Annotated in this window: 21 protein-coding genes; 3 read left to right on the top strand and 18 right to left on the bottom strand. The window is 70.0% G+C overall.

Features of this window, described 5'->3' with window-relative positions; genetic code table 11:
- Window positions 1–87: 87 nt before the first annotated feature.
- Window positions 88–3,987: a DNA-directed RNA polymerase subunit beta' gene (locus ACWD3C_RS19400; RefSeq protein WP_451145412.1), complete on the top strand. Its 3,900-nt coding sequence runs from the start codon at window positions 88–90 to the stop codon at window positions 3,985–3,987.
- Window positions 3,988–4,069: 82 nt separating this feature from the next.
- On the opposite strand, the gene ACWD3C_RS19395 is transcribed toward ACWD3C_RS19400, so the two are convergent.
- The 14 genes from ACWD3C_RS19395 to ACWD3C_RS19330 form a co-directional block, all read right to left on the bottom strand.
- Window positions 4,070–5,305, bottom strand: coding sequence for a hypothetical protein (locus tag ACWD3C_RS19395; RefSeq protein ID WP_451145410.1), 1,236 nt, complete (start codon window positions 5,303–5,305; stop codon window positions 4,070–4,072).
- 609 nt (window positions 5,306–5,914) lie between these two features.
- Window positions 5,915–6,178 (bottom strand): hypothetical protein, encoded by a 264-nt coding sequence (locus ACWD3C_RS19390; protein WP_451145408.1) that lies wholly within the window; start codon window positions 6,176–6,178, stop codon window positions 5,915–5,917.
- Window positions 6,165–6,392: a hypothetical protein gene (locus ACWD3C_RS19385; protein ID WP_451145406.1), complete on the bottom strand. Its 228-nt coding sequence runs from the start codon at window positions 6,390–6,392 to the stop codon at window positions 6,165–6,167. The genes ACWD3C_RS19390 and ACWD3C_RS19385 overlap by 14 nt, the downstream gene beginning before the upstream one ends.
- A gap of 80 nt (window positions 6,393–6,472) precedes the next feature.
- Entirely contained in the window at window positions 6,473–7,366 is an 894-nt protein-coding gene (locus ACWD3C_RS19380; RefSeq protein WP_451145404.1) for a peptidoglycan-binding protein, read from the bottom strand.
- Window positions 7,367–7,458: 92 nt separating this feature from the next.
- Window positions 7,459–7,920: an ATP-binding protein gene (locus tag ACWD3C_RS19375; protein WP_451145402.1), complete on the bottom strand. Its 462-nt coding sequence runs from the start codon at window positions 7,918–7,920 to the stop codon at window positions 7,459–7,461.
- Window positions 7,921–7,941: 21 nt separating this feature from the next.
- Window positions 7,942–8,661 (bottom strand): hypothetical protein, encoded by a 720-nt coding sequence (locus ACWD3C_RS19370; protein ID WP_451145400.1) that lies wholly within the window; start codon window positions 8,659–8,661, stop codon window positions 7,942–7,944.
- Window positions 8,661–9,764, bottom strand: coding sequence for a hypothetical protein (locus ACWD3C_RS19365; protein WP_451145398.1), 1,104 nt, complete (start codon window positions 9,762–9,764; stop codon window positions 8,661–8,663). Before ACWD3C_RS19365 ends, ACWD3C_RS19370 begins: the two co-directional genes overlap by 1 nt.
- Window positions 9,761–10,855, bottom strand: coding sequence for a hypothetical protein (locus ACWD3C_RS19360; RefSeq protein ID WP_451145396.1), 1,095 nt, complete (start codon window positions 10,853–10,855; stop codon window positions 9,761–9,763). Before ACWD3C_RS19360 ends, ACWD3C_RS19365 begins: the two co-directional genes overlap by 4 nt.
- Window positions 10,856–10,883: 28 nt before the next feature.
- Window positions 10,884–12,080 (bottom strand): hypothetical protein, encoded by a 1,197-nt coding sequence (locus tag ACWD3C_RS19355; protein WP_451145394.1) that lies wholly within the window; start codon window positions 12,078–12,080, stop codon window positions 10,884–10,886.
- A 45-nt stretch (window positions 12,081–12,125) separates the two neighbouring features.
- Window positions 12,126–13,337: a hypothetical protein gene (locus ACWD3C_RS19350; protein WP_451145392.1), complete on the bottom strand. Its 1,212-nt coding sequence runs from the start codon at window positions 13,335–13,337 to the stop codon at window positions 12,126–12,128.
- 34 nt (window positions 13,338–13,371) lie between these two features.
- Window positions 13,372–14,292, bottom strand: a complete 921-nt coding sequence (locus ACWD3C_RS19345; protein ID WP_451145390.1) for a phage distal tail protein — start codon at window positions 14,290–14,292, stop codon at window positions 13,372–13,374.
- An 18-nt stretch (window positions 14,293–14,310) separates the two neighbouring features.
- Complete coding sequence (locus ACWD3C_RS19340) at window positions 14,311–15,573, bottom strand: tape-measure protein (RefSeq protein ID WP_451145388.1); 1,263 nt, start codon at window positions 15,571–15,573, stop codon at window positions 14,311–14,313.
- Between the two features lie 11 nt (window positions 15,574–15,584).
- Window positions 15,585–16,787, bottom strand: a complete 1,203-nt coding sequence (locus tag ACWD3C_RS19335) for a phage tail protein (protein WP_451145386.1) — start codon at window positions 16,785–16,787, stop codon at window positions 15,585–15,587.
- A 27-nt stretch (window positions 16,788–16,814) separates the two neighbouring features.
- The gene (locus ACWD3C_RS19330; RefSeq protein WP_451145384.1) at window positions 16,815–17,645 is read right to left on the bottom strand and encodes a hypothetical protein; all 831 of its coding nucleotides are present in this window, start codon (window positions 17,643–17,645) and stop codon (window positions 16,815–16,817) included.
- A gap of 118 nt (window positions 17,646–17,763) precedes the next feature.
- Between ACWD3C_RS19330 and ACWD3C_RS19325 the strand changes: the two genes are divergently transcribed.
- Complete coding sequence (locus ACWD3C_RS19325; RefSeq protein WP_451145382.1) at window positions 17,764–18,198, top strand: hypothetical protein; 435 nt, start codon at window positions 17,764–17,766, stop codon at window positions 18,196–18,198.
- A 92-nt stretch (window positions 18,199–18,290) separates the two neighbouring features.
- On the opposite strand, the gene ACWD3C_RS19320 is transcribed toward ACWD3C_RS19325, so the two are convergent.
- Window positions 18,291–18,491, bottom strand: a complete 201-nt coding sequence (locus ACWD3C_RS19320) for a hypothetical protein (RefSeq protein WP_451145380.1) — start codon at window positions 18,489–18,491, stop codon at window positions 18,291–18,293.
- A 380-nt stretch (window positions 18,492–18,871) separates the two neighbouring features.
- On the opposite strand from ACWD3C_RS19320, the gene ACWD3C_RS19315 reads away from it, so the two are divergent.
- On the top strand, window positions 18,872–19,660 hold the full coding sequence (locus ACWD3C_RS19315) for a hypothetical protein (RefSeq protein WP_451145378.1): 789 nt from the start codon (window positions 18,872–18,874) through the stop codon (window positions 19,658–19,660).
- A 163-nt stretch (window positions 19,661–19,823) separates the two neighbouring features.
- On the opposite strand, the gene ACWD3C_RS19310 is transcribed toward ACWD3C_RS19315, so the two are convergent.
- From ACWD3C_RS19310 to ACWD3C_RS19300, 3 genes are all read right to left on the bottom strand, one after another.
- On the bottom strand, window positions 19,824–20,246 hold the full coding sequence (locus ACWD3C_RS19310; protein ID WP_451145484.1) for a hypothetical protein: 423 nt from the start codon (window positions 20,244–20,246) through the stop codon (window positions 19,824–19,826).
- A gap of 47 nt (window positions 20,247–20,293) precedes the next feature.
- Window positions 20,294–20,584: a hypothetical protein gene (locus ACWD3C_RS19305; RefSeq protein WP_451145376.1), complete on the bottom strand. Its 291-nt coding sequence runs from the start codon at window positions 20,582–20,584 to the stop codon at window positions 20,294–20,296.
- A 110-nt stretch (window positions 20,585–20,694) separates the two neighbouring features.
- Complete coding sequence (locus ACWD3C_RS19300; protein WP_451145375.1) at window positions 20,695–21,303, bottom strand: phage tail tube protein; 609 nt, start codon at window positions 21,301–21,303, stop codon at window positions 20,695–20,697.
- Between the last annotated feature and the right edge of the window lie 112 nt (window positions 21,304–21,415).

The raw sequence follows: 21,415 nt of genomic DNA, 5'->3' as shown, positions 1-21,415 counted from the left end.
CCGGAGGCCTTCGTCAGGAAGGCCTCCGGCCCCAGGACCCCCGTATCAGACCCCATGACTGACAACCCTGAGAGGGATTGACGCATAGTGCTCGACGTCAACTTCTTCGACGAGCTCCGGATCGGCCTGGCCACCGCTGACGACATCCGTCAGTGGAGCCACGGCGAGGTCAAGAAGCCCGAGACGATCAACTACCGCACCCTCAAGCCCGAGAAGGACGGACTCTTCTGCGAGAAGATCTTCGGTCCGACCCGGGACTGGGAGTGCTACTGCGGCAAGTACAAGCGTGTCCGGTTCAAGGGCATCATCTGTGAGCGCTGCGGCGTCGAGGTGACTCGCGCCAAGGTGCGCCGTGAGCGGATGGGCCACATCGAACTGGCCGCTCCCGTGACGCACATCTGGTACTTCAAGGGCGTCCCGTCGCGTCTGGGCTACCTGCTCGACCTGGCCCCGAAGGACCTGGAGAAGGTCATCTACTTCGCGGCGTACATGATCACGTACGTCGACGAGGAGCGCCGCACCCGCGACCTGCCCTCCCTGGAGGCGCACGTCTCCGTCGAGCGGCAGCAGGTCGAGAACCGCCGGGACGCCGACCTGGAGGCCCGCGCCAAGAAGCTCGAAACCGACCTGGCCGAGCTGGAGGCCGAGGGCGCCAAGGCCGACGTACGCCGGAAGGTCCGTGAGGGCGCCGAGCGGGAGATGAAGCAGCTGCGCGACCGTGCGCAGCGCGAGATCGACCGTCTCGACGAGGTGTGGACCCGGTTCAAGAACCTCAAGGTCCAGGACCTGGAGGGCGACGAGCTCCTCTACCGCGAGCTGCGTGACCGCTTCGGCACGTACTTCGACGGTTCGATGGGTGCCGCGGCGCTGCAGAAGCGCCTGGAGTCCTTCGACCTGGAGGAGGAGGCCGAGCGCCTCCGCGAGATCATCCGCACCGGCAAGGGCCAGAAGAAGACCCGTGCTCTGAAGCGGCTGAAGGTCGTGTCCGCGTTCCTGCAGACCTCCAACAGCCCCAAGGGCATGGTCCTGGACTGCGTCCCGGTCATCCCGCCGGACCTTCGCCCGATGGTGCAGCTGGACGGTGGCCGCTTCGCGACCTCCGACCTGAACGACCTGTACCGCCGTGTGATCAACCGGAACAACCGACTGAAGCGGCTTCTCGACCTCGGCGCGCCCGAGATCATCGTGAACAACGAGAAGCGCATGCTCCAGGAGGCCGTCGACGCGCTGTTCGACAACGGCCGTCGTGGCCGTCCGGTCACCGGTCCCGGCAACCGCCCGCTGAAGTCCCTCAGCGACATGCTGAAGGGCAAGCAGGGCCGCTTCCGGCAGAACCTGCTCGGCAAGCGAGTCGACTACTCGGCGCGTTCCGTGATCGTCGTCGGTCCGCAGCTGAAGCTGCACCAGTGCGGTCTGCCGAAGGCGATGGCGCTGGAACTCTTCAAGCCGTTCGTGATGAAGCGCCTGGTGGACCTGAACCACGCGCAGAACATCAAGAGCGCCAAGCGCATGGTCGAGCGCGGCCGCACGGTCGTGTACGACGTGCTGGAAGAGGTCATCGCTGAGCACCCGGTTCTGCTGAACCGTGCGCCCACGCTGCACCGCCTCGGCATCCAGGCCTTCGAGCCGCAGCTGGTCGAGGGCAAGGCCATCCAGATCCACCCGCTCGTCTGCACCGCGTTCAACGCGGACTTCGACGGTGACCAGATGGCCGTCCACCTGCCGCTCTCCGCGGAGGCGCAGGCCGAGGCCCGCATCCTGATGCTGTCCTCGAACAACATCCTCAAGCCCGCCGACGGCCGTCCGGTGACGATGCCGACCCAGGACATGGTCCTCGGTCTGTTCTTCCTCACCACCGACGGCGAGCTGCGCGACACCAAGGGCGAGGGCCGGTCCTTCGGCTCCACGGCCGAGGCGATCATGGCGTTCGACGCCGGTGAGCTCGCGCTCCAGTCGGCCGTGGACATCCGCTTCCCGGTGGGCACCATCCCGCCGCGCGGCTGGACCCCGCCGGCGCGTGAGGAGGGTGAGCCGGAGTGGCAGCAGGGTGACTCGTTCCGTCTGCGGACGACCCTGGGCCGTGCGCTCTTCAACGAGCTGCTGCCCGAGGACTACCCGTTCGTCGACTACTCCGTCGGCAAGAAGCAGCTCTCCGAGATCGTCAACGACCTCGCCGAGCGCTACCCGAAGGTCATCGTGGCGGCGACGCTCGACAACCTGAAGGCGGCGGGCTTCTACTGGGCGACCCGTTCCGGCGTCACCGTGGCCATCTCCGACGTCGTCGTTCCCGAGGCGAAGAAGGAGATCGTCCGCGGGTACGAGGCGCAGGACGAGAAGGTCCAGAAGCAGTACGAGCGCGGTCTGATCACCAAGGAAGAGCGCACTCAGGAGCTCATCGCGATCTGGACCAAGGCGACCAACGAGGTCGCCGAGGCGATGAACGAGAACTTCCCCAAGACGAACCCCATCTTCATGATGGTTGACTCGGGTGCCCGAGGAAACATGATGCAGATGCGGCAGATCGCCGGTATGCGTGGTCTGGTGTCGAACGCGAAGAACGAGACCATCCCGCGGCCCATCAAGGCGTCGTTCCGTGAGGGTCTGTCCGTGCTGGAGTACTTCATCTCCACCCACGGTGCCCGTAAGGGTCTCGCCGACACCGCCCTGCGTACCGCCGACTCGGGTTACCTGACCCGTCGTCTGGTGGACGTCTCGCAGGACGTCATCATCCGCGAGGAGGACTGCGGCACCGACCGTGGCCTCAAGCTCGACATCGCGGAGCGCGGCGCGGACGGTGTGCTGCGAAAGGCCGACAACGCCGAGACGTCCGTGTACGCGCGCTGCCTCGCCGAGGACATCGTCGTCGACGGCAAGGTGCTCGCCCCGGCGGGCGTCGACCTCGGTGACGTCCTCATCGACCAGCTGGTCAAGTACGGCGTCCAGACGGTCAAGACCCGCTCGGTCCTGACCTGCGAGTCCGCCGTCGGCACCTGCGCCATGTGCTACGGCCGCTCGCTGGCCACCGGCAAGCTGGTCGACATCGGTGAGGCGGTCGGCATCATCGCCGCCCAGTCCATCGGTGAGCCCGGCACCCAGCTGACGATGCGTACCTTCCACACCGGTGGTGTGGCCGGTGACGACATCACCCAGGGTCTGCCGCGTGTCGTCGAGCTCTTCGAGGCCCGTACGCCGAAGGGTGTCGCCCCGATCTCCGAGGCCTCCGGCCGCGTACGGATCGAGGAGACCGAGAAGACCAAGAAGCTCGTCGTCACCCCGGACGACGGCAGCGACGAGACGGCGTTCCCGATCTCGAAGCGTGCCCGGCTCCTGGTCAGCGAGGGCGAGCACGTCGAGGTGGGCCAGAAGCTCACCGTGGGTGCCACCAACCCGCACGACGTGCTGCGCATCCTGGGCCAGCGTGCCGTCCAGGTCCACCTGGTCGGCGAGGTCCAGAAGGTCTACAACTCGCAGGGTGTGTCGATCCACGACAAGCACATCGAGATCATCATCCGGCAGATGCTGCGCCGTGTGACGATCATCGAGTCCGGCGACGCCGAGCTGCTGCCCGGCGAGCTGGTCGAGCGCTCGAAGTTCGAGACCGAGAACCGTCGTGTGGTCCAGGAAGGCGGCCACCCGGCCTCCGGCCGTCCGCAGCTGATGGGTATCACCAAGGCCTCGCTGGCGACCGAGTCGTGGCTGTCGGCGGCGTCCTTCCAGGAGACGACCAGGGTCCTCACGGACGCGGCGATCAACGCCAAGTCCGACTCCCTGATCGGCCTCAAGGAGAACGTCATCATCGGTAAGCTCATCCCGGCCGGTACGGGCCTGTCCCGCTACCGCAACATCCGGGTCGAGCCGACCGAGGAGGCCAAGGCCGCGATGTACTCGGCCGTCGGCTACGACGACATCGACTACTCGCCGTTCGGCACGGGCTCCGGCCAGGCCGTTCCGCTGGAGGACTACGACTACGGTCCGTACAACCAGTAAGGCGTACGTCCGCTGAAGGGCGGCCACTCCGTCGCGTACGGGGTGGCCGCCCTTCGGCGTTCCCGGGTGTCGCGGGCGGTGGTCAGTTGCCGGGGTCCAGCAGTGTCCAGTCCCCGGTGGTATCGACGCGCAGGACGCAGCGGCCCGGCACCGGGACGGTCAGCCGGGCGTCGCCCCGGCCCTCGGCGAGCAGTTCACCGGGGCGGAACGAGCGGGTGAGCTGCCGGACGGTGAACGCCGTGTCCCCGCGGTGCTCGAACTCCACCACGCGGGACCCGCCGCGCTTGAGCACGGTCTCCGGACCGCGCCCGCTCAGCCGTCCGCCGTCGGTCAGCCGGCGGGCCGTGCTGATGGGACGCAGCGCGAGACGCCAGGGCCCGCCGGCCGTGACCTCCACGAGCAGCGAGTCGCCGTCCTGCGGGGGCACGGTGATCTGGGCGCTGGTGGGACCGAGGAGACCGTCGAGGAGCAACTGCCGACGTCCTCCGCGTCCCGAACGGGCGTGCACGGTGAAGCGCTGCGCCACGTCGGTCTCGAAGACCAGCACCGCGGGGAGGCCCGGGGCGGGCCTGGGCAGACGCAGCCTCATCGTGCCCTCGCCCCGGCTCCAGGCGATGTCCGGGGTGTCGCCGTCCCCGGTGCGCAGCCGTTCGAGGGCCGCCCGGCCGTCGGCCAGGATCGCGGGCACCTGGGCGGGGCCGCTCCGCTTGGCCTGCTCGTACGCGTCGAGCGCCGTCTGGTAGTCGGCCAGTTCCTCCGCGTCGGCGGAAGGGCCGGGGGAGTAGGGGTGGGCGAGCAGCAGTTCGCCGTACTGCGTGACGGCCCGCTCGGCCTCCAGGGAGGCCGCGGTCCGGGTCGCCGGTGTCTCGCCGGGGAGCGGCTGCTTGCGCTGCCGGGGCCGGGGCCGGGGACGGGGCTGGGGCCGCGGCAGCAGGCGGTGGGCGACCACCGCGGGCGGTACGACCAGCGATACGAAGAACGCCAGCGCCGCCGCGCCGTCGCTCAGCGGGAGGGCGCCCACGACGACCAGCAGGAAGACGAACGCGGCGGCGCCGCTGACGCAGCCGTGCAGCAGGGCCCTCGGCCAGCGGCGGGACGGGCCGGTGGAGGCCGGGGCCGGGGCGCTTCGCCGTGGCGTGGGCGCGGGTGGTCGGCCGGGTGCCGTGTGGGCTGGCGCGTGGTCGGGCGCCGTGTGGACGAGCGCGTGGTTGTCGAGTGCGCGGTTGTCGTGCGCGTGGTTGTCGAGTGCGCGGTTGTCGTACGCGTGGTCGTCGAGTGTCCGGGCGTTGAGCGTGTGGTTGTTGAGCGTGTGGTTCATGGAGCCACCCCCGTTCGGCTGTGTCGCCGCACCCATGGTGCGGGGTGAGCCCGGCCCGGTGACAGGGCCGGGCCGCACCATAGGAACCACGGTGTGGTTGCCGGGTTCCGGCAGCGGGGGCGGGGATTCCGGGTGGCCCGGGTGCGTGGGGTCTCGTCCGGGGCGCGGGGCTGCCCGGGGTCTCGGGGGTGGACTGGGTGCCCGGGGGCCGTCCGGTTGTCTGGTGCGAATCCGGTGCCCGGGCGCCATCGGGTTGTCCGGTGTGATCCGGTGCCCGAGGCCATCGGGTTGTCCGGTGACCCGGTGACCGAGGCCATCCGGCTATTTGGGTATCCGTGTATCCGGGTACCCGAGGCCGGGTCCGGGGAGCGCTTCGGGCGCCCCAGAGCTGTCCGGGTTTCGAGGGTGGTCCGGGGGGCCGGGGGGGGCGGGGCGGGCGGCTCCGTTCGTGTGAGACGCCCGCCCCGCGCCGCTTCCGGGGGCGTGCCGCTGAGCGCTCCGCAGGTAGCACGGTGAGGAACGCGCGGGCCGGTGGGGGCCGGTCGGGCTCCGCGGCGGAGCCCGCTGATGTCGACGCCCCGCGCCCCTTACGGGGCGCACCAAGGCCGTTCAGTGGACGGTCAGTTCCCAGGCCGTGACCACGACGGCGGCCACGGCGGCCAGGGCGCCGATGCTGGCGAGGGGCCAGCGGGAGCGTTCCAGGGCGTCGAGGCGCTGTTCGTGGTCGGCGAGCTGTTTGTCGGTCTGGTCGCTGCGCTGGACGAGCAGGGCCAGCGAGCCGTCGACACGGGCGAAGCCGGCCTCCAGAGTGCCGCGGAGGCGTTCCAGTTCGAGGGCGACGGTGATCGGGTCGTTCGGGTCAGGATCGGTCATCGGCGCCTCCCGTGCGGAGCCAGGTGGGGAGGACGGCCTGTACGGCGGGCAGGGCCATGGTCCGGGTCACCGCCCCGGCGGCGGCCAGCGCTCCGGCGGCCCAGGGGAGGGTCCGGGGGATGTCGGCCGCCTCGATGAGGGCGGGCAGCAGTACGCACAGGGCGACGGCTGTTTGCAGGACGGTGCGGAGGGTTCGCTTGGCGGCCTCTGACATGGGGGGACTTCCTTCCGGGGGCTGGTCGCGGGGGCTTGTTCCGGGGCTCGCTCCGGGGTTTGGTCGGGGTGCGAAGGGCCTCAGGAGCTGTACGGAACCTTCAGCGCCGCCCAGGACGTCGGCCCCGGCCAGCCGTCGGCGTCGGCGCCCCTGTAGCCGAGCTTGCGCTGCCACCTGGCGTAGCTGCGGCGGTCGGCCTCGCTCCACTGGGGCCCGGGGCCGACCCGGTACGCGGAGCAGCCGACGGCGACCAGGCGCCTGCCCATGGCGGTGACGATCGCCGACCTCGGGTTCTTCTTGAACCAGGCGGCGCCGGGGTAGGGCTGGTAGCGCGGGGTGGCGGGGGCCGCGGGCTTGGCGGGGGCGGAACCGGCCGGGGCCTTGCCCAGCCGTCCGGCGATACGGGTGCGCAGGTCGGCCATGGTGAAGCCACGTGGGTCGATCTTGGCGCTGGTCCACTCCTTGTGGCCGATGACGGAGGCCTCGCTCCAGCCGTGGGCGCGGCACAGGGCGGCGGAGGCCCGCACGATGGCGTCGAGCTGGACCGGGGGCCACGGGTCCTTCCCGTCGCCGAGGTTGACGCACTCGAAGCCGTAGAAGTGGGGGTTGCCGTCCTTGGTGCGCTCGTTGGGGGCGGGCAGCGGGGTGCGCTCGGCGACGACCGCGGCGAGGACGTCGGGGTCGCCGGCGCCCGCGTGGTTGGCGCGGCCGTGGCCGACCAGATGGACCGTGCCGTCCTTGGCGATGACGCCGTGGCAGAGCGGGCCCGGCAGGGCGGAGTGGCCGTTGTAGCAGAGGTTGACGGTGGGGGTGGTGCCGGAGGTGACGGTGTGGTGGATCATCACGCCGTTGACCGGGCCCCAGCTTCCCTTGTGATTGCGGTTGTTGGTGCGCCAGCCGGTGTGTTCGACGACGGAGAGGCCCTCGGCCCGCAGGGCGGACACGAGGGCGTAGGCGGAGAGGGGGTTGGCCATGGGCGGTGCCTCCCGGGCATGAGAAAACCCCGGCCGGCGGCGGCTCGGGGCGGAAGGGGGCGGAGTGCGGAATGCGGAGCGCGGAGTGCGCGTCAGGCTTCGGCGGTCTCAGCGGTCTCAGAAGTCTCAGCGGTCTCTACGGGGTCGGCGGATTCGACGGGGTCCTCCGAAGGCTCCGTACCGCCGTCGTCGTCGGGTGTGGACCATGCCGCGCACAGGGCCTCGTACGCCGTCTTGCGGTCCTGGAAGTCGGCGAGCGCCGCGGCCACCGCGGTCTGTACGGCGGTCTGGTCGGGCGGGACCGGGTCCGTGCCGTCGGGGGTGAGGGAGGTCCGGCCGAAGCCGCGCAGGACGGTGTCGGCGTCACCGGTCTCGGTGAACTGGGCGGTGATGTTGACGGTCGGGTACCGGCCGGTCAGGGAGTCGGGCTCGATGACCGTGCTGAGGCTGGTGTCGGTGATGTTGACGTGGATCGTGTGGCCGTCCTCGACGAGCGTGGCCCGGCCCGCGTAGTCGATGGCGATGCCCCAGGGCTGGGTGGTGTCGATGATCATGGATGCCTTCCTGGGTCGGGTTCAGCTCTGGCGGCCGTACATGAGCTGAGGCTGGGCGTAGACGGTGCCGGAGGCGCTGGTGACCTGGCCCTGGACCTCGACCTTGAGCAGGGTGCCGAAGGCCGCGGCGAAGTCGGCGGAGACCTGGTCGGTGTAGTCGAAGTCGGAGCCGGCGGAGACGGTGCCGCCCCACTGGGTGCCGTTGAGGAGCACGCGGATCGAGCCGGTCGCGCCGGAACTGGCCCGGGTGAGCATGGAGAGCCGCATCTTCGGCTGCCACACCACGTTGTGGGAGGACGCGATGGTCGTCCAGGCGGCCGAGGTGGTCTGCGGCCAGCGGGTCTCCGTGGTGTCCAGCGGGGGCAGCATGTTCAGCCACGGGCGGGCCAGTCCGCCGGTGCCGACGTCGTCGGAGAAGATCTCCCGGCCCTGCGGGTCGAAGAGCCGTATGGGCTGCTCCGACGTGCTGGAGCCGTCGCCGTTGTGCACGGTCAGGGCCTTGGCGCCGGTCTGGCGGCGGATCGCCAGGCCGTACTCGGCGCCGCTCCATGCGCCGACCGCGAAGACCGCCGGGCCGCCGTCCGGTGGACGTACGGTGAGATAGCCGCCGTCGGTGATCTCCACCCCGCCGCCGGAGATCCTGTTGAGCGCGGGCCGGGAGTTGACGGCGGTGGACAGCTGCTGGATGCGGCGCTCCATGACGGTGAGCCGGTCGATGATGTCCTCGGGGAGCTGGGGCATCAGGCCTCCTCCAGATAGAGCTCGGCGGTGTCGGGGCGGCCGCGCTGCGCCGGGCTGATCTTGACGCCGATGATCCGGTAGCGGACGTCCAGGCCCTCGGCCCACCACTCGTCGGTGATCCGCAGGCGGACGGTCCGGCCGAGCAGCGCGGGCGGCACCAGCCCGTCCAGCCGGACGCTGATCGCGGGGATCACCACCGCCCCGGCGGCCTCGGCCAGTTCGGCGGTGGCCAGGGACTTCAGGGTGTCGGTGTCGTCGACCGAGTTGTGGTCCGAGGTCAGGTCGATGCGCGGGTACCCGGCGTCGATCAGGGCCTGGGCCGGGTCGGCGTCGGCGTACAGCGGGCGGGACGCCTCGGCCTGGTTGTCGTTGACCGAGGCGCCGCGGGCCCGGGCGGTGGTGCCGCCGCGGGTGGCGTCGCGTGGGAAGGAGTACGACAGGATCGTGCCGGGACGGTCCATCACCAGGTCGGTCGTCCCGGTGCGGATCTTCGGGCTGCCCAGGCGCAGCCGTCGGATGCGCTCGCCGGTGGCCGGGTTGCGGTAGACGCCGATGTGGTACTCGAAGCCCTTGTCCAGGGCGGCGAGTGTGTCGAGCGCCTCGGAGTACACGGTCTCGTCGCCGTCGCGGTAGGCGGCGGACCGGTAGTACGGGGAGGTCTCGTTCCCGTACGTGACGCGGATGTCGCCGCCGGGCAGGGACGTCTGCAGGTGCCGCCACAGCTCCCGTGCCAGCTCCAGCTGCTCGATGTCCGTGTACGTCAGGTCCGCGCGGATACGGCGGCGGCCCGCGTACGAGTCGAAGGTCGCCGCCTGGATGCCGAGGGTGAGTACGCCCCGCTGGCTGCTCTGCAGGGTGCTCGTCCAGATGATGCCGCCCCACCACAGGTCGCCGCCGCGCTCCAGGTAGACCGCGGTGCGGCCCTCCTCGATACGGCGGACGCGGGCGGCCATCTCGGGGTTGGGCACGGGAATGGTGCCGGACAGGGAGCCGGCCTTGCCGATGTAGTCGTCGACGCTGACGTCGCGGATGGGCAGGATGTCGATGGTGCGGTCGGTGCGCAGATCGCAGAAGATCGCGCGGTAGGGGGTGGTCGTGGTCATGAGGCGGCCTCGTAGGTGGCGCTGCCCCGTATGGTGTGCGGACTGGACCAGGTCCATGGGGTGATGGCGTCCACGGTGCCGTAGTGGTCCAGCACGGTCGCGTTGGGCTGGCCGGAGGCGATCCCCAGCTCGAAGGCGCTGGGGGTGGCGCAGATGATCCGTGTCACGGCGCGGATGCTGAGGGTGGCGCCGAGTTCGGCGAAGCCGATGCAGGGGTGGGCCGCGGACGCGGGCACCGGCAGGCTGAACCGCCAGTTGTCGTCCACGGTGGGGCTGGTGCCGAAGGCGGTGGTGGAGCCGAACTGGATCGCGAAGTTGAGGTGCACCGTCGTACCGGACTTGACGTACCGGCAGTTGACCGTGGCGTTGCCGTACGACGGAGTGGCGCTTCCGGTGCTGGTGGTCCACGCCGGGGTCCAGCTCCGCCAGGTGGGCGGGGCGGGGTAGTCGGCCCACACGGAGCCGGTCCAGCGCTGTAGGACCCCGTTGATGTCGCGGTACTGGCCGGGGTAGGCGCCGATGGAGGTGTCGGTGGTGACGGGCAGGATGCCGCCGACCGCGACCGTGGCCGTACGGCGGCCGGTGAGGGCGTTGCCCCAGTCGATGCCGCCGCTGCCGGAGCTGGTGCCGGCGGGCACGGCGACCTCGTACAGGGGCAGGGCGAGGTCCGGGGTGGCGGGCACGGCCGGGGTGGCGGCGGGGGTGCCCGGGATGATCTCCACGGTGGCCTCGGTGCGGCCGGAGGCGTCGTACTGGTCGTCGTGGACCCGGAGGACGACGAGGTCGATCCGGTCGTACTGGGCGTCGCCGTCGGCGAAGGTGAGGTCCAGGGTGTCGGTCAGCGCGACCGGGTAGGCGCCCTGGCCGTCGGTGCCCTGGACGACGGCCCGGCCCGGGTGGACCTTGGCGGTCATGGCGGTCGAGCCGGTCAGGGTGAAGCCGGAGATCCGCCACTGTCCGTCGGGGGAGCCCGGCAGTACGCCGGAGCGGGTGGCGACGGGCGAGGTGGGGGTCAGCGCGCCGAGGGATATGAGGCGGGTGTCGGTGCGGGTCTGGCCTTCGGGGGACAGCCAGCCGGAGTGCAGCGGCATCGACAGCTCCTTTCTGGGAGTGGGGAGTTCAGGCGATCGGGTCGGCGCGCAGGAAGATGTTGTCGAACCAGCAGGTGATGTCGCTGTTGCTGGACCGGTACATCGCGGTGACCGTGTAGGTTGCGCCGACGATCAGCGAGGACATCCGCTGAGCGGACGACACCGAGGAATAGAGGCGGCCCCCGTGTACTGCGGCACGATCGTCGCTCGTCTCCCAGATCAGGGTGCTGTCCCGGGCGACGTGCGGGGACATGTAGGCGGTCGCGGTGTCGCTGGCCGAGGTCAGCATGCGCGCGCCCCAGCTGAGGATGACCGCGCCGGACGGCGGGGCCGTGAAGTCGAGCGTCAGCGCGGTGACGGCGGTGCTGGTGAGCTCGGGCGTGTAGGTCGTCGAGGTGGTGTAGCCGTTGTCGAGCGAGCTGACGAACGACGGTCCCGGTACCGCGGGCCGCCACGTCGAGCCGTTCCAGCGCTGGAGCTGCCCGGCGGCGGAGTCGCGGTACTGGCCGGCATAGCTGCCCGTGCTGATGGCCCAGGACGGGGCGATGCCGCCGATCTCCCTCGGATACCCGACCCACGCGGTGCCGTTCCACCGCTGGAGGAAACCGGCGTTGTCGTTGTCCTGGTACTGGCCCGGGTAGCTGCCGGCCACCGTCGCGTTGTTGTAGACCGGGAGTATGCCGCCGGCCGAGACCAGCGTGGTGCGCACGTCGGTGACGTCGTTGCCCCAGTCGATGCCGCCGGTGCCCGCGCTGCTTCCGGCCCGGACGACGACCCGGAACAGCAGCAGAGCCAGGTCCGGCGTGCCGGGTACGGCCGGGGTGGCGGCCGGGGTGCCCTGGATGATCTCGACGGCGGCCTCGGTTCGGCCGGAGCCGTCGTACTGGTCGTCGTACACCCGGAGGACGGCGAGGTCGATCCGGTCGTACTGGGCGTCGCCGTCGGCGAACGTCACCGTGATGTCCTCATCCAGGGCGACCGGGTAGGCGCCCTGGGTGACGGTGCCCTGGATGACGGCCCGGCCGTGGTGGACGGTGGCGGTCATCCCGCCCGTGTTGCCGCCCATCCAGAAGCCGCCCACCCGGAACTGGCCGTCATAGGTGCCCGGCAGGATGCCGGAGCGGGACTGGAGGGGACCGGCGGGGGTGGTGGCGCCGAGGGCGATGTGACGGGTTGCCTGACGGGTCTGGCCGGTCGGAGCCAGCCAGCCGGAGTGCAGGGACATGGTCAGCGGTTCCTTTCGTGGGGAGCCGTGTCGTGGGGAGCCGGGTCAGGAGGCGGATTCGTATGCGCCGTAGATCGACAGGACGTCACCGGAAGCCCAGGCGAAGGGCACTCCCTTGTCCCAGATGCCGCTGCCGGTGTGAGAGGCGTCGCGCAGTGAGCGGACCACGCCGCCGTCGTTCGATGAGAGCAGGCCGCTGCCCCCGTGGAAGAGCTGCGTGGAGGAGCCGAAGGCCAGCGCGGTCAGCACGCGGCCGTCCAGCTTCCACGCGGTGGAGACCGGCGCGAACGGCAGCGAGAAGGTCCAGTCGCCGCTCTGGGCCGACAGGTTGGTCGTCGAACCCATCCTGAGATAGATCCGCACCTGGACGAGCGTGCCGATCTTCAGGTACGAGGCCGCCAGCTGGCCGTTGCCGACGGCCGGCGCGGTGCCTGCCTCGGCCCGCCACACGGGCGTGTAGTCGGTCCACGTCGGAACCTGCTGGTACGACACCCATGCCGAGCCGTTCCAGCGCTGGAGGACACCGGCGGAGCTGTCGCGATACTGCCCGGTGTAGCTGGCGGTCGTGACCGTACCGGCCGGGGCGATGCCGCCCAGCGCGCTCGGGTAGGCGACCCAGGCGGAGCCGTCCCAGCGTTGCAGGGCGCCGCCGGAGTCCCGGTACTGGCCGGGGTAGGCGCCGTTGCCGGTGTCGCCGTACGCGGGCAGGATGCCGCCGAGCGCGACGACGGTGGTGCGCAGGTCGTCGATGTCGTCGTTCCAGTTGACGCCGCCGTTGCCGGCGCTGGTGCCGGCCCGGACGGTGACCCGCCAGATCGGCAGCACGATGTCCGGCAGCGCGGGATCGGCCGGGGTGGCGGACGGGGTGCCCTGGATGACCTCCACGGCGGCCTCCGTGCGCCCGGAGTCGTCGTACAGGTTGTCGTAGATCCGCAGGACGACCAGGTCGAAACGGCTGTGCGTGGCGTCGCCGTCCGCGAAGGTGAGGGCCAGCGTCTCGGGGAGCGTGACCGGGTACGCTCCCTGGTTGGAGTCGGCCTGGATGACGGCCCGGCCCTCGTGGAGGGTCGCGGTCATGGCACCGGCGGCGCCCTCCAGCCAGAAACCCGAGGCGCGGAACTGGCCGTCGTACGAGCCGGGCAGGATGCCGGAGCGGACCGAGACGGGGTCGGCCGGAGTGGTCACCCCCGTCTGGGTGAGGCGGGTGTCCTCGCGGGTCTGGCCGGTCTCGGCCACCCATGAGCTGCGAAGATTCACTGACTTTCTCCTCTTCGGTGAACGGGAGCGGCGGTCACCACTCGGCGGCGCGCCAGCGGATCGTCATCCGGGCGCCGGTCGTGAACGTGTCCGGGCGGAAGGCGAGCTGCGCACGGCCCGGCTTGAACGCGAACAGCTCCTCCGGGCTGCTGTCCGCGGCCGCGGTGTGCCGGCGGGACGCGGTGCCGTTGAGGGTGACCGTGCCGGCGCCGGTGTCGACCACCAGTTCATCCCCGGCGGCCAGGGCGATCCCGTAGCGCAGCCGCCGGTCCGAAGTGCGGTCGGTGACCGTCGGGTTGGTGCACGGACCGGTGAACGTGATCACCGGGTGCGTGGGCGCCGAGCCGTCGTTCGCGGCGGTCACATCACCCGTGGCCGACGCCTCGCCCCAGTACAGCGGCCAGGTCAGCGGCCAGGTCAGCCCGCTCTCCGGCTGCGGGGCGCCGGTGACCGCGGTCCGCTCGGTCACCGAGTAGCGGCGCGGGTCGGTGGCGTACCACTGCACGGACGCCTTCGACACGCCCTGGGTGGCGTACGTCCGGTCCGCGCCCAGCACGCGCTGGCTGATCCGGGCCCGCACGGCCAGGGTCTCGCCGTGCAGCCGTACCGCCAGCCAGCGCTCCTCGTCGCCGAGCAGCAGTGCCTGGCGCAGCACGCGGGTCGCCTGGATCGCGGCGTCGGCGGTGTTCGCCGCCGGTACGGTGTGGACGGTGCCGCCGACCTTGCGGGGCTTGGCGTAGCGGGCGCCCGGCCAGGCGCCGTGCGCGGTGGGGTGGTCGGCGTCGCCGGTGTCGTAGTCCGGGAGGTCCTCCCAGCCGCTGAGCCCGCCGCGGTCGATCTCGTACGGCGTGCCGGGGCCCATCAGCAGTCCGGCCCACTGCATCTGCCCGTCGCGGGTGATGAGTGAGCCGGGGGGAACGTCTTCGGTGTATGCGGTTGTGGTCGTCTCGGCCATGGGGCCGTCACCTCACTCTCAGGTGCATGCGTACGCGGATGTGAGGAAGAGCAGATCCTCGGCGGTGCCCCGGGCGCCCGCGCCCTCGCTCTCGTGGAACTCGGCGACGCGGTACGGGCGTTGGAGCCGGGCCGCGCGCCTGCGGTTCAGGGCCCGCTGCCGCTCCAGGGCGGTGAGGGGCAGCACCCTGCCCGCCCGGCGGGCCACTCCGGGGACGGCGACACCGCCCTCGGCGAGCATCGGGATCTTGTCGATGTCGACGCCGAACTTCTTGCCGAAAACGGAGACACTGAGGCTGTTGAGCCCGTCGATGACCCAGTTGGCGAACGCGATCAGCCCGTTGATCGGCCCCTTGACCACACCGGCGACGGTCTGCGCGCCCGTGGTGACGAACTTGCCGAGTCCGCCGAGCGTGCGGGACATGGCGTCCCTGACGCGCTTGAACATCTTCGGGATCTCCCGGGTGATCCAGGTGAGGGCGGGCTTCACGGCGTTCTTGAAACCGCGCCATACGGCGGAGACCTTGCCGCGCAGCGCCCGCGTGTCACCGGTGGTGAGCGCGCGCAGGACGGCGAAGGCGATGCCGATGACCGCGCCGATGCCCTTGATCACCCCGGTGATCAGCGCGAGATAGCCCTTGAAGTACGCGGACACGACCTTCCCGACGATCTTCAGCACCGGGCCGATGACGGCCAGGTAGCCCCGCACGTACTTCAGTACGACGGTGGCGGCCTGCTTCATGAACCGTTGTCCGGCCTGGGAGTTGAGGGCCAGGTCGAGGAGCCGGCCCGCGACGGGGAGGAGCAGGCCGGTGACGAAGCCGATCGGGTTGGCGCGGGTGAGGAGGTTGATGACCATCATCACCCCGGCGCCGATGGTCATCGCCATGCCGAAGGCGCCCATCAGATCGCCGAGGATGCCGACGACGCCGATGAACCCGCCGATCAGGGCGATGACTCCGCCCAGCTTGGACTTGAGCTTCTTCAGCGCGGTGGTGACGCCCTTCGCCCTGGTGCCGACCGACTTGACGCCGGTCGCGGCGGTGGAGGCACTCCGCCCGGCCTTGGTGACGGAACGGGTGGCGGCCTCGGCGTTCGTCCTGACCTGGCGGAGGGTGGTGGCGCCCTGGGCGGCGGCGGTGCGGATGCGGTCGGTGGAGGCGGCGGCAGTGCGGATCTTGTCGGTGAGGCCGCGGAGAGTGGTGTTGCCCTGCTCCACCCGGGTGCGGAAGGTGCGCAGCACGGGCGCGACTCCGGCGAGCGGGTTCACGGGACTGCTCATCGCCGCGGCCGTCATCCGCGCCACCCGCGTGCCTTGGCCAGGAACATCAGGGAGTCGGCGGTGCGCTGCGGGTCACTGGAGGTGGCCGCGTAGTAGTTCTCGATGTGCAGCGCCTTGTCCATGCCGGGGCCGTCGCTGCCGATCCGCCCCTGCGCGGCCGCCCGCCTCAGCAGCCGGTCCAGCTTGCTCAGCGGCAGCACGGCCTCGGCCTCGCCGGCCTCGGCGAGGATCGCGGGCACACCGCCGGAACGGGGCATGACGACACCGCCGGCCGCGAGCATCGGGATTTTCGGCAGGTTGACGCCGAAGGTCTTGCCGCCGACCTTCGGCACCCAGCCCGGGATCGACACCTTGATGCTGTTGAGCCTGCCGATCGCGGAGTTGATGAGCCTGATGACCCCGTTGATCGGTCCCTTGACGGCACTCTTGATCCCGTTGAAGGCCCGCCCGGCAATGCCCTTCAGCCCGTTCCAGGCGCTGGAGAGCTTGCTCTTGACGGCCCGGAACGCCCTGGGGATCGCCGACTTGATCCAGTTGACGACCGGCACGATGACGGCCTTGATGCCCCGCCACACGCTGCTGACGACCTTTTTGATCGCCTTCAGGGCGGTGGTGATGACCTTCTTCCAGATGTTGAAGTAGGTCTTGATGACCTTGGCCACGGCCTTCACGACGGCCGAGATCGCCTTCTTGATCCCGTTCCACACCGACTTGATCAGCTTGGCAGCCTTCTTCATGATCGGCCCGATGGCCTTCATGACCTTGCTGATGACCGACTTGATGGCGGCGAAGGCTTTCTTCAGCACCTTCTGCATCGTCTTCGACCTGGTCGCCATCTCGACGACCTTCTCGATCAGCGGCGCCAGCAGGTCCATGAGCATGCCGAAGAAGTTGCCCTTCATCGACTTGTTCATCTTGTCCTGGCCCTTGGCGGCCTTCTCGGCACCGGACTTGTACTTGCCGAGGTTCTTGCCGGCGGTGGAGCCGGTCTTGCCGGTCTTGGCGAGGGACTTCTCGGCTTGGTCGGACGCCCGTTTGAGGTCCTTCAACTCCTTCTCGGAGCCCTGGACGGCCGTCTTGAGGGCCTTGAGCTGGCCGGCGCCCTTCTGCCCGGCGCTGCCGATCCCCTTCGCCGCCGTCGTGGCGCCGGACGCCTTCGTCTTGAAGTCCTGCAGGGACCCGGATGCCTTCTTCAGTGAACTGATGAGACTCATCGCACACCTCCTTCGGGCGGAATGGGGTCAGTTGGTGGTGCCCAGGGCCCGGGCGGCGGTTCCGAATCCGTTGGAGAGCTGCACGAACCGGCTCCTGAGGGTTTCGGCGGTCGAACTGAGGTCACGAGCGGCTGCCGCGGTCTCCCTCAGGGTCTGGGCCTTGGGGAGTTTCTGGGGGTCGTATTTATCGAGCCTCTTGTTGAGCCTTCCGATGGCCGTTGCCAAGTTCTTGACGTCGTCGGCGGGGTTGGGGGTCAGTGCGTTTTTGAGCGTCTCCACCGCCTTGGCAATCTGCTTGATCTGCCGCGGTGACTTCATCCGAGTGATCGCGTCGTTGAATTTCACGATCTCCGGGGTGATAGCCGACAGTGCGAGTTTGAGGCTGTTGAGTCTTTCGGGCGCAACGCCGGTGGGGTTGATGGAGACGGCCTGGTCGGATTCCGTGTCCGCGCGCGTCCGAAGCGTGGGAGCGCCCCCTTGCCCGACGCTGAAGATTCGCCCCGTGACCTTCTCGACCAGCCCGTTGAGGAGCTTGCCGTAATTGAGGACCCTGTCCTTCAAGAGGGCCAGCGTCGCGCCTACGACGAGGATGGTTACAGTGAGGCCGTCCAATTGCTTGAATGCCTCGAAGAAGTTCTTGATGCCGATGGCCTCCATGAAGGCTTCCCAGCGGGTCTTCTGCTCTTCCTTCCCCTTCTTGACTTGATCGATGATCTCCTTCTTGCCGTCTTCGAATTGTTTGTCGGTAACGTTGTTCGAGGGTTTCACGTGTGTGTTCAGCGTGGTGTTCACCGTGCTGATGTCCGCCTTGAGATCGGCGATCTTCTCAAGGATTTCGGCGTCCGAACCGCTGGCCATTTTCACCTCGATTTGAATGGCGAAGGGGTTGACCCTCGCGATCGATTGCTGCTAAATTTGGCGGCCGCGTGGTGTATTCCGGTAATTTCGCTGGTAAAGCGAGAACGGGTGGGGTGTCGTGGAGAATTCGACTGTCGGTCTTGTTGTGGGGGGACTTCTGGAGATGGTGGGCTTCGGTGCCTTCGTCAGCCAGTTGGGTATTTTCCTGACTTATCGCCGTCTGCGGAATCTGGCGCGGCATGGCATCGAGGGCGAGGCGGTTGCCACGACTCAGGAGTACTACGGCAGCGGAAAGCATCGCGTCCACTACGAGATCCGCCTGCCCGAAGGGGAGCCCAAGGCCGAGTTCTACGCGCTCCAAAGGGACTTGCCGGACCCCGGCACGGTGGTCCCAGTCGTGTACGACAGGAGAAAGCCGCGCCGCGCGAAGACGGGTTTGCTCAAGGACATCGACTACCGCCCGGAGCGGCTCGTGGTATTCGTCCTCGGCTACGGCGGTCTCGCGCTGTTCGTCGCGGGGTTCGTGCTGCTGACGATGACCCTGGGGTGGTGACCAAAGCCGGCGGATGGTGCGCGGCGCGCCGGTGAGGCCGTGCGGGGGCACCAGGGCCTCGGCGCGGGCGACGTCACCTCGCCGGCGGCCGCCTACCTCGTGCGTGCCCGGCGCGCCTCCGTCAGGGCGTCCGACCAGCCGGCGGCGTAGGCGCGGGACTCGCGGGTGAGCAGTTCTTCGTACAGCCGGTCGAGCAGGGCCTCGCGGTTGGGGGCGGGGGCGTGCAGGAGGTGGGCGAGGCGGGTGTAGGGGTCGGTCGGCTGGTGAGGGGAGTTGCTCGTGCGAGTCGCCATGTCGGCCTGCTTTCCGGTGTCCGCTGGGCTGGTGGTACAGGTGGCGCCTACGGGGCGTTCGAAGCGTTTGTTCGAACTAGTGTACGAGTAATCCGGCAGTGCCGTTCCGTGTTTGCCGAGGAGCCCCCGCCCCCGTGCGCTGCGAACTGGTCCGTACCTGCGGTGATGTGGAGGACCGGAGGAGGGTGTGACAGCGGTGTGTCAGATGGGTGGAGTAGGATTCGAACTTGGTCTCCCGTTGGGCAGGACAGTGAACTGGCTGACCGACGAAGGGAACTGACGGTCCATCGACGGTCGGCGGCCACCGGGGGCGCCCTCACACAGGGGCGGCACGGTGGGACGGATGGGGCAGGAGACCGGAGCAGAGCCTTTGGGGTGAGGTGGACGGGGACACGGGCGCGCCGCGGCGTGATCATCTGATCGACTGGCTCGAACAGTCCCCTGACCTGCCCCATCTCATCGCCCGTATCTCCGAGCTCGTCCACCGTTACGGCTACGACCCCGAAGACCTCGTCGTCCTGCCCCGCGGCGAACTCGACCGCCGCGAACTCGCCGCCTACAGCGCCGGCTGGGCCGACGTCGTCTCCGAGCACCTTCCCGCGATACGCCGCGCGTACGAGGAGCGGATCACCGCCGCGTACCGCCAGGGGCAGGAGGAGGCCCGCGTGGAACGCCGGGCGCGGCGGCCCGAGGGAGGGAGCGGGGGCGGCGGTGAGGTCGTCGCACTGCCGTACGTCCGGCTTCTCGGTCCTCCGTCGGTCATGACGCGGGTGGAGGAGCGCGGGGAACGCGAACGGTCGCTGGCCGAAGGAGTTCCGGTGCCTTTGCCGACTCCGGAGCCCGAGCCGGAGGCCAGGGGTGGTGCCGAGGAGCAGCCTCCTCCTCGTCCCGAGGCCGACATCCTGCTCTCCGCCCGCGAGGTGCGGGAGAAGCGGGCGGCGACACCCGAGCGGCGCCGGGTGGTCCGGCGCAAGGGGCGGGCCAGCGTGCCTCCGTTGACCAGGCCGAGCGATGTAGATCATGCGGATCGGTCGCGGGGGTCGGCGGAGGAGGGGAAGGGGAAGGCGCTCGCCGATGAGTTGGGGGGCCGGGCGGCGGTTCGTCAACGGGGAGAGCCGGGGTCGGGAACCGGGTCCGGCTCCGGGACGGGGGCGCGCGGCTCCGGATGAGGGGAGCCCCGGTGGCCGGCCGGTGGCTTGGGAGGCCTCGGGGCTCCGGGTGGCCCGCGACGAGGTCCCTCGCCGGCCCCGGCGCCGAATCGGCCGCCGTACCGCGTACGGACGGTGGCCGTCGGCGACGGGGGCAAAGCGAAGTGGCGTCCAGCAGCGTGCATCAGCCGAAGAAGCGGGCGATCTCGACGCCCGAGGGCTGTGAACTACCCTCCGGGGGCGGGCTGTTGGGCCCGTACCCGGCGGCGGAGGCGGCGCCCGGACCGGTGACCGGTGGTACCTCCGGCTCCTCCGGCTCCTCCGGCTCCTCCGCCGTGTCACCCGGCCGCGGCACCGGCACCGGTGGCTCCGGCGGATCCGCGTCCTCGTCCGAGTTGACGGACGCGAACATCCAGTTGGCGGCGGCCAGATGGTCCACCACGGCGGCCAGCAGATGATCGGTCACCGCCCACTCGGCGGCCTCGCCGTGCAGCTCCCGGTTCAGGGCGCTGTCGCGCGGCAGATGCTTGATGAGCACCGAGAGCCGCCGGGAGGAGAGGCGGTCTCGGTGCCAGTCGAGCAGGTCGGTGCCGTAGTAGCGGAGCAGGTCCGCTTCGAGTGCCTCGGCGTGTTCGTCGACGAACCCGACGAGGCTCAGCCTTCCCCCAGGCCGAGCCCGGTCTCCTTGCCGTAGGCCTCCAGGATGGCGGCGATGTCCTGCATGGTGACCTCGTGACGCTCGAACCGGGCGAACTGCTGCTCACCCATGAGCAGTCCGAGCAGCCCGTCCACGTCGTTGTCGTCGAGCTTGCGCAGTGCTCGCGCGGTGGCGCGGGTCAGCTCGGTGGGCAGGGTGAACGTCTCGTCGTCCAGGTCGAAGGACCAGGTACGGCCGAGGGCTTCGAGGCGCTGGGCACGGGCGGCGTTGACGTCGAAACGGGTCATGTGATGCGTACTCCTTGTCGGAGGAGGAGATGGAGGCGGAGGCGGTGAGCTGGAGCCCTGCGGGTGCCGGGGGCGTGCGGCGGGTGGCCGGCACGCCCCCGGCGGGTGGGTCAGGCCGCGTACGTGCCGTCCTTCATGACGAAGCTCGCCAGGGCGGAGCTGTCGGCGGAGGCCATGGCCGTGAAGGTGATGCCGAGCTGGGCCGGGGCCTTGCGGGCCAGCTTGATGTCGTCGGCCGCCGTGACCTGACCGCGAGGGATGCCGAAGCGGTACGTCACGACGTTGCCGTTGCTCGCCTGCACGTCCGTGAACTCCAGGCCGAGGGCGCGGACATCGGCGAACGGGCGGTCCGCGATGTCGTACCGGTACACGCCCGCGTTGGTGGTGGGGTCCGGCTCGCTGACGGCGCCGCCGCCCATGAAGAACGGCAGCGTGTCCTCGTTGAACTGGAGCAGCGAGAACTTCAGCGTCAGGTCCCGGTCGGAGTAGACGAAGTGGACCGGGCTGACCGCCTGCCACACGTCGACCGGCTCCAGCTTGTCCTTCTTGCTGAAGGTGACGCCGTCGCCGGAGGTGTAGCCGAGGTCCTTCCAGCCGGTGGCCCAGTCGGCGGCCAGGTCGCCGTCGGTGAAGGTCGTCGGTACTCCCACGTCGGCGGCGGCGACGTAGAGGCGGCCGACGCCGGCGATACGGATCTCGGAGGTGTTGGTGCCTGCCATGCTCGGTTCTCCTTATATATAGGGGTGTTGCAGGTGGGTGCCTGATGAGGCGTGCCTGAGTAGGCGTGCCGGTCCGGGGGTGCCCATGGGCTGATTGCTCCGGCTGATTACT

Source organism: Streptomyces sp. NPDC002845, assembly GCF_053591955.1.
This window is presented reverse-complemented; position numbering and strand designations above follow the sequence as displayed.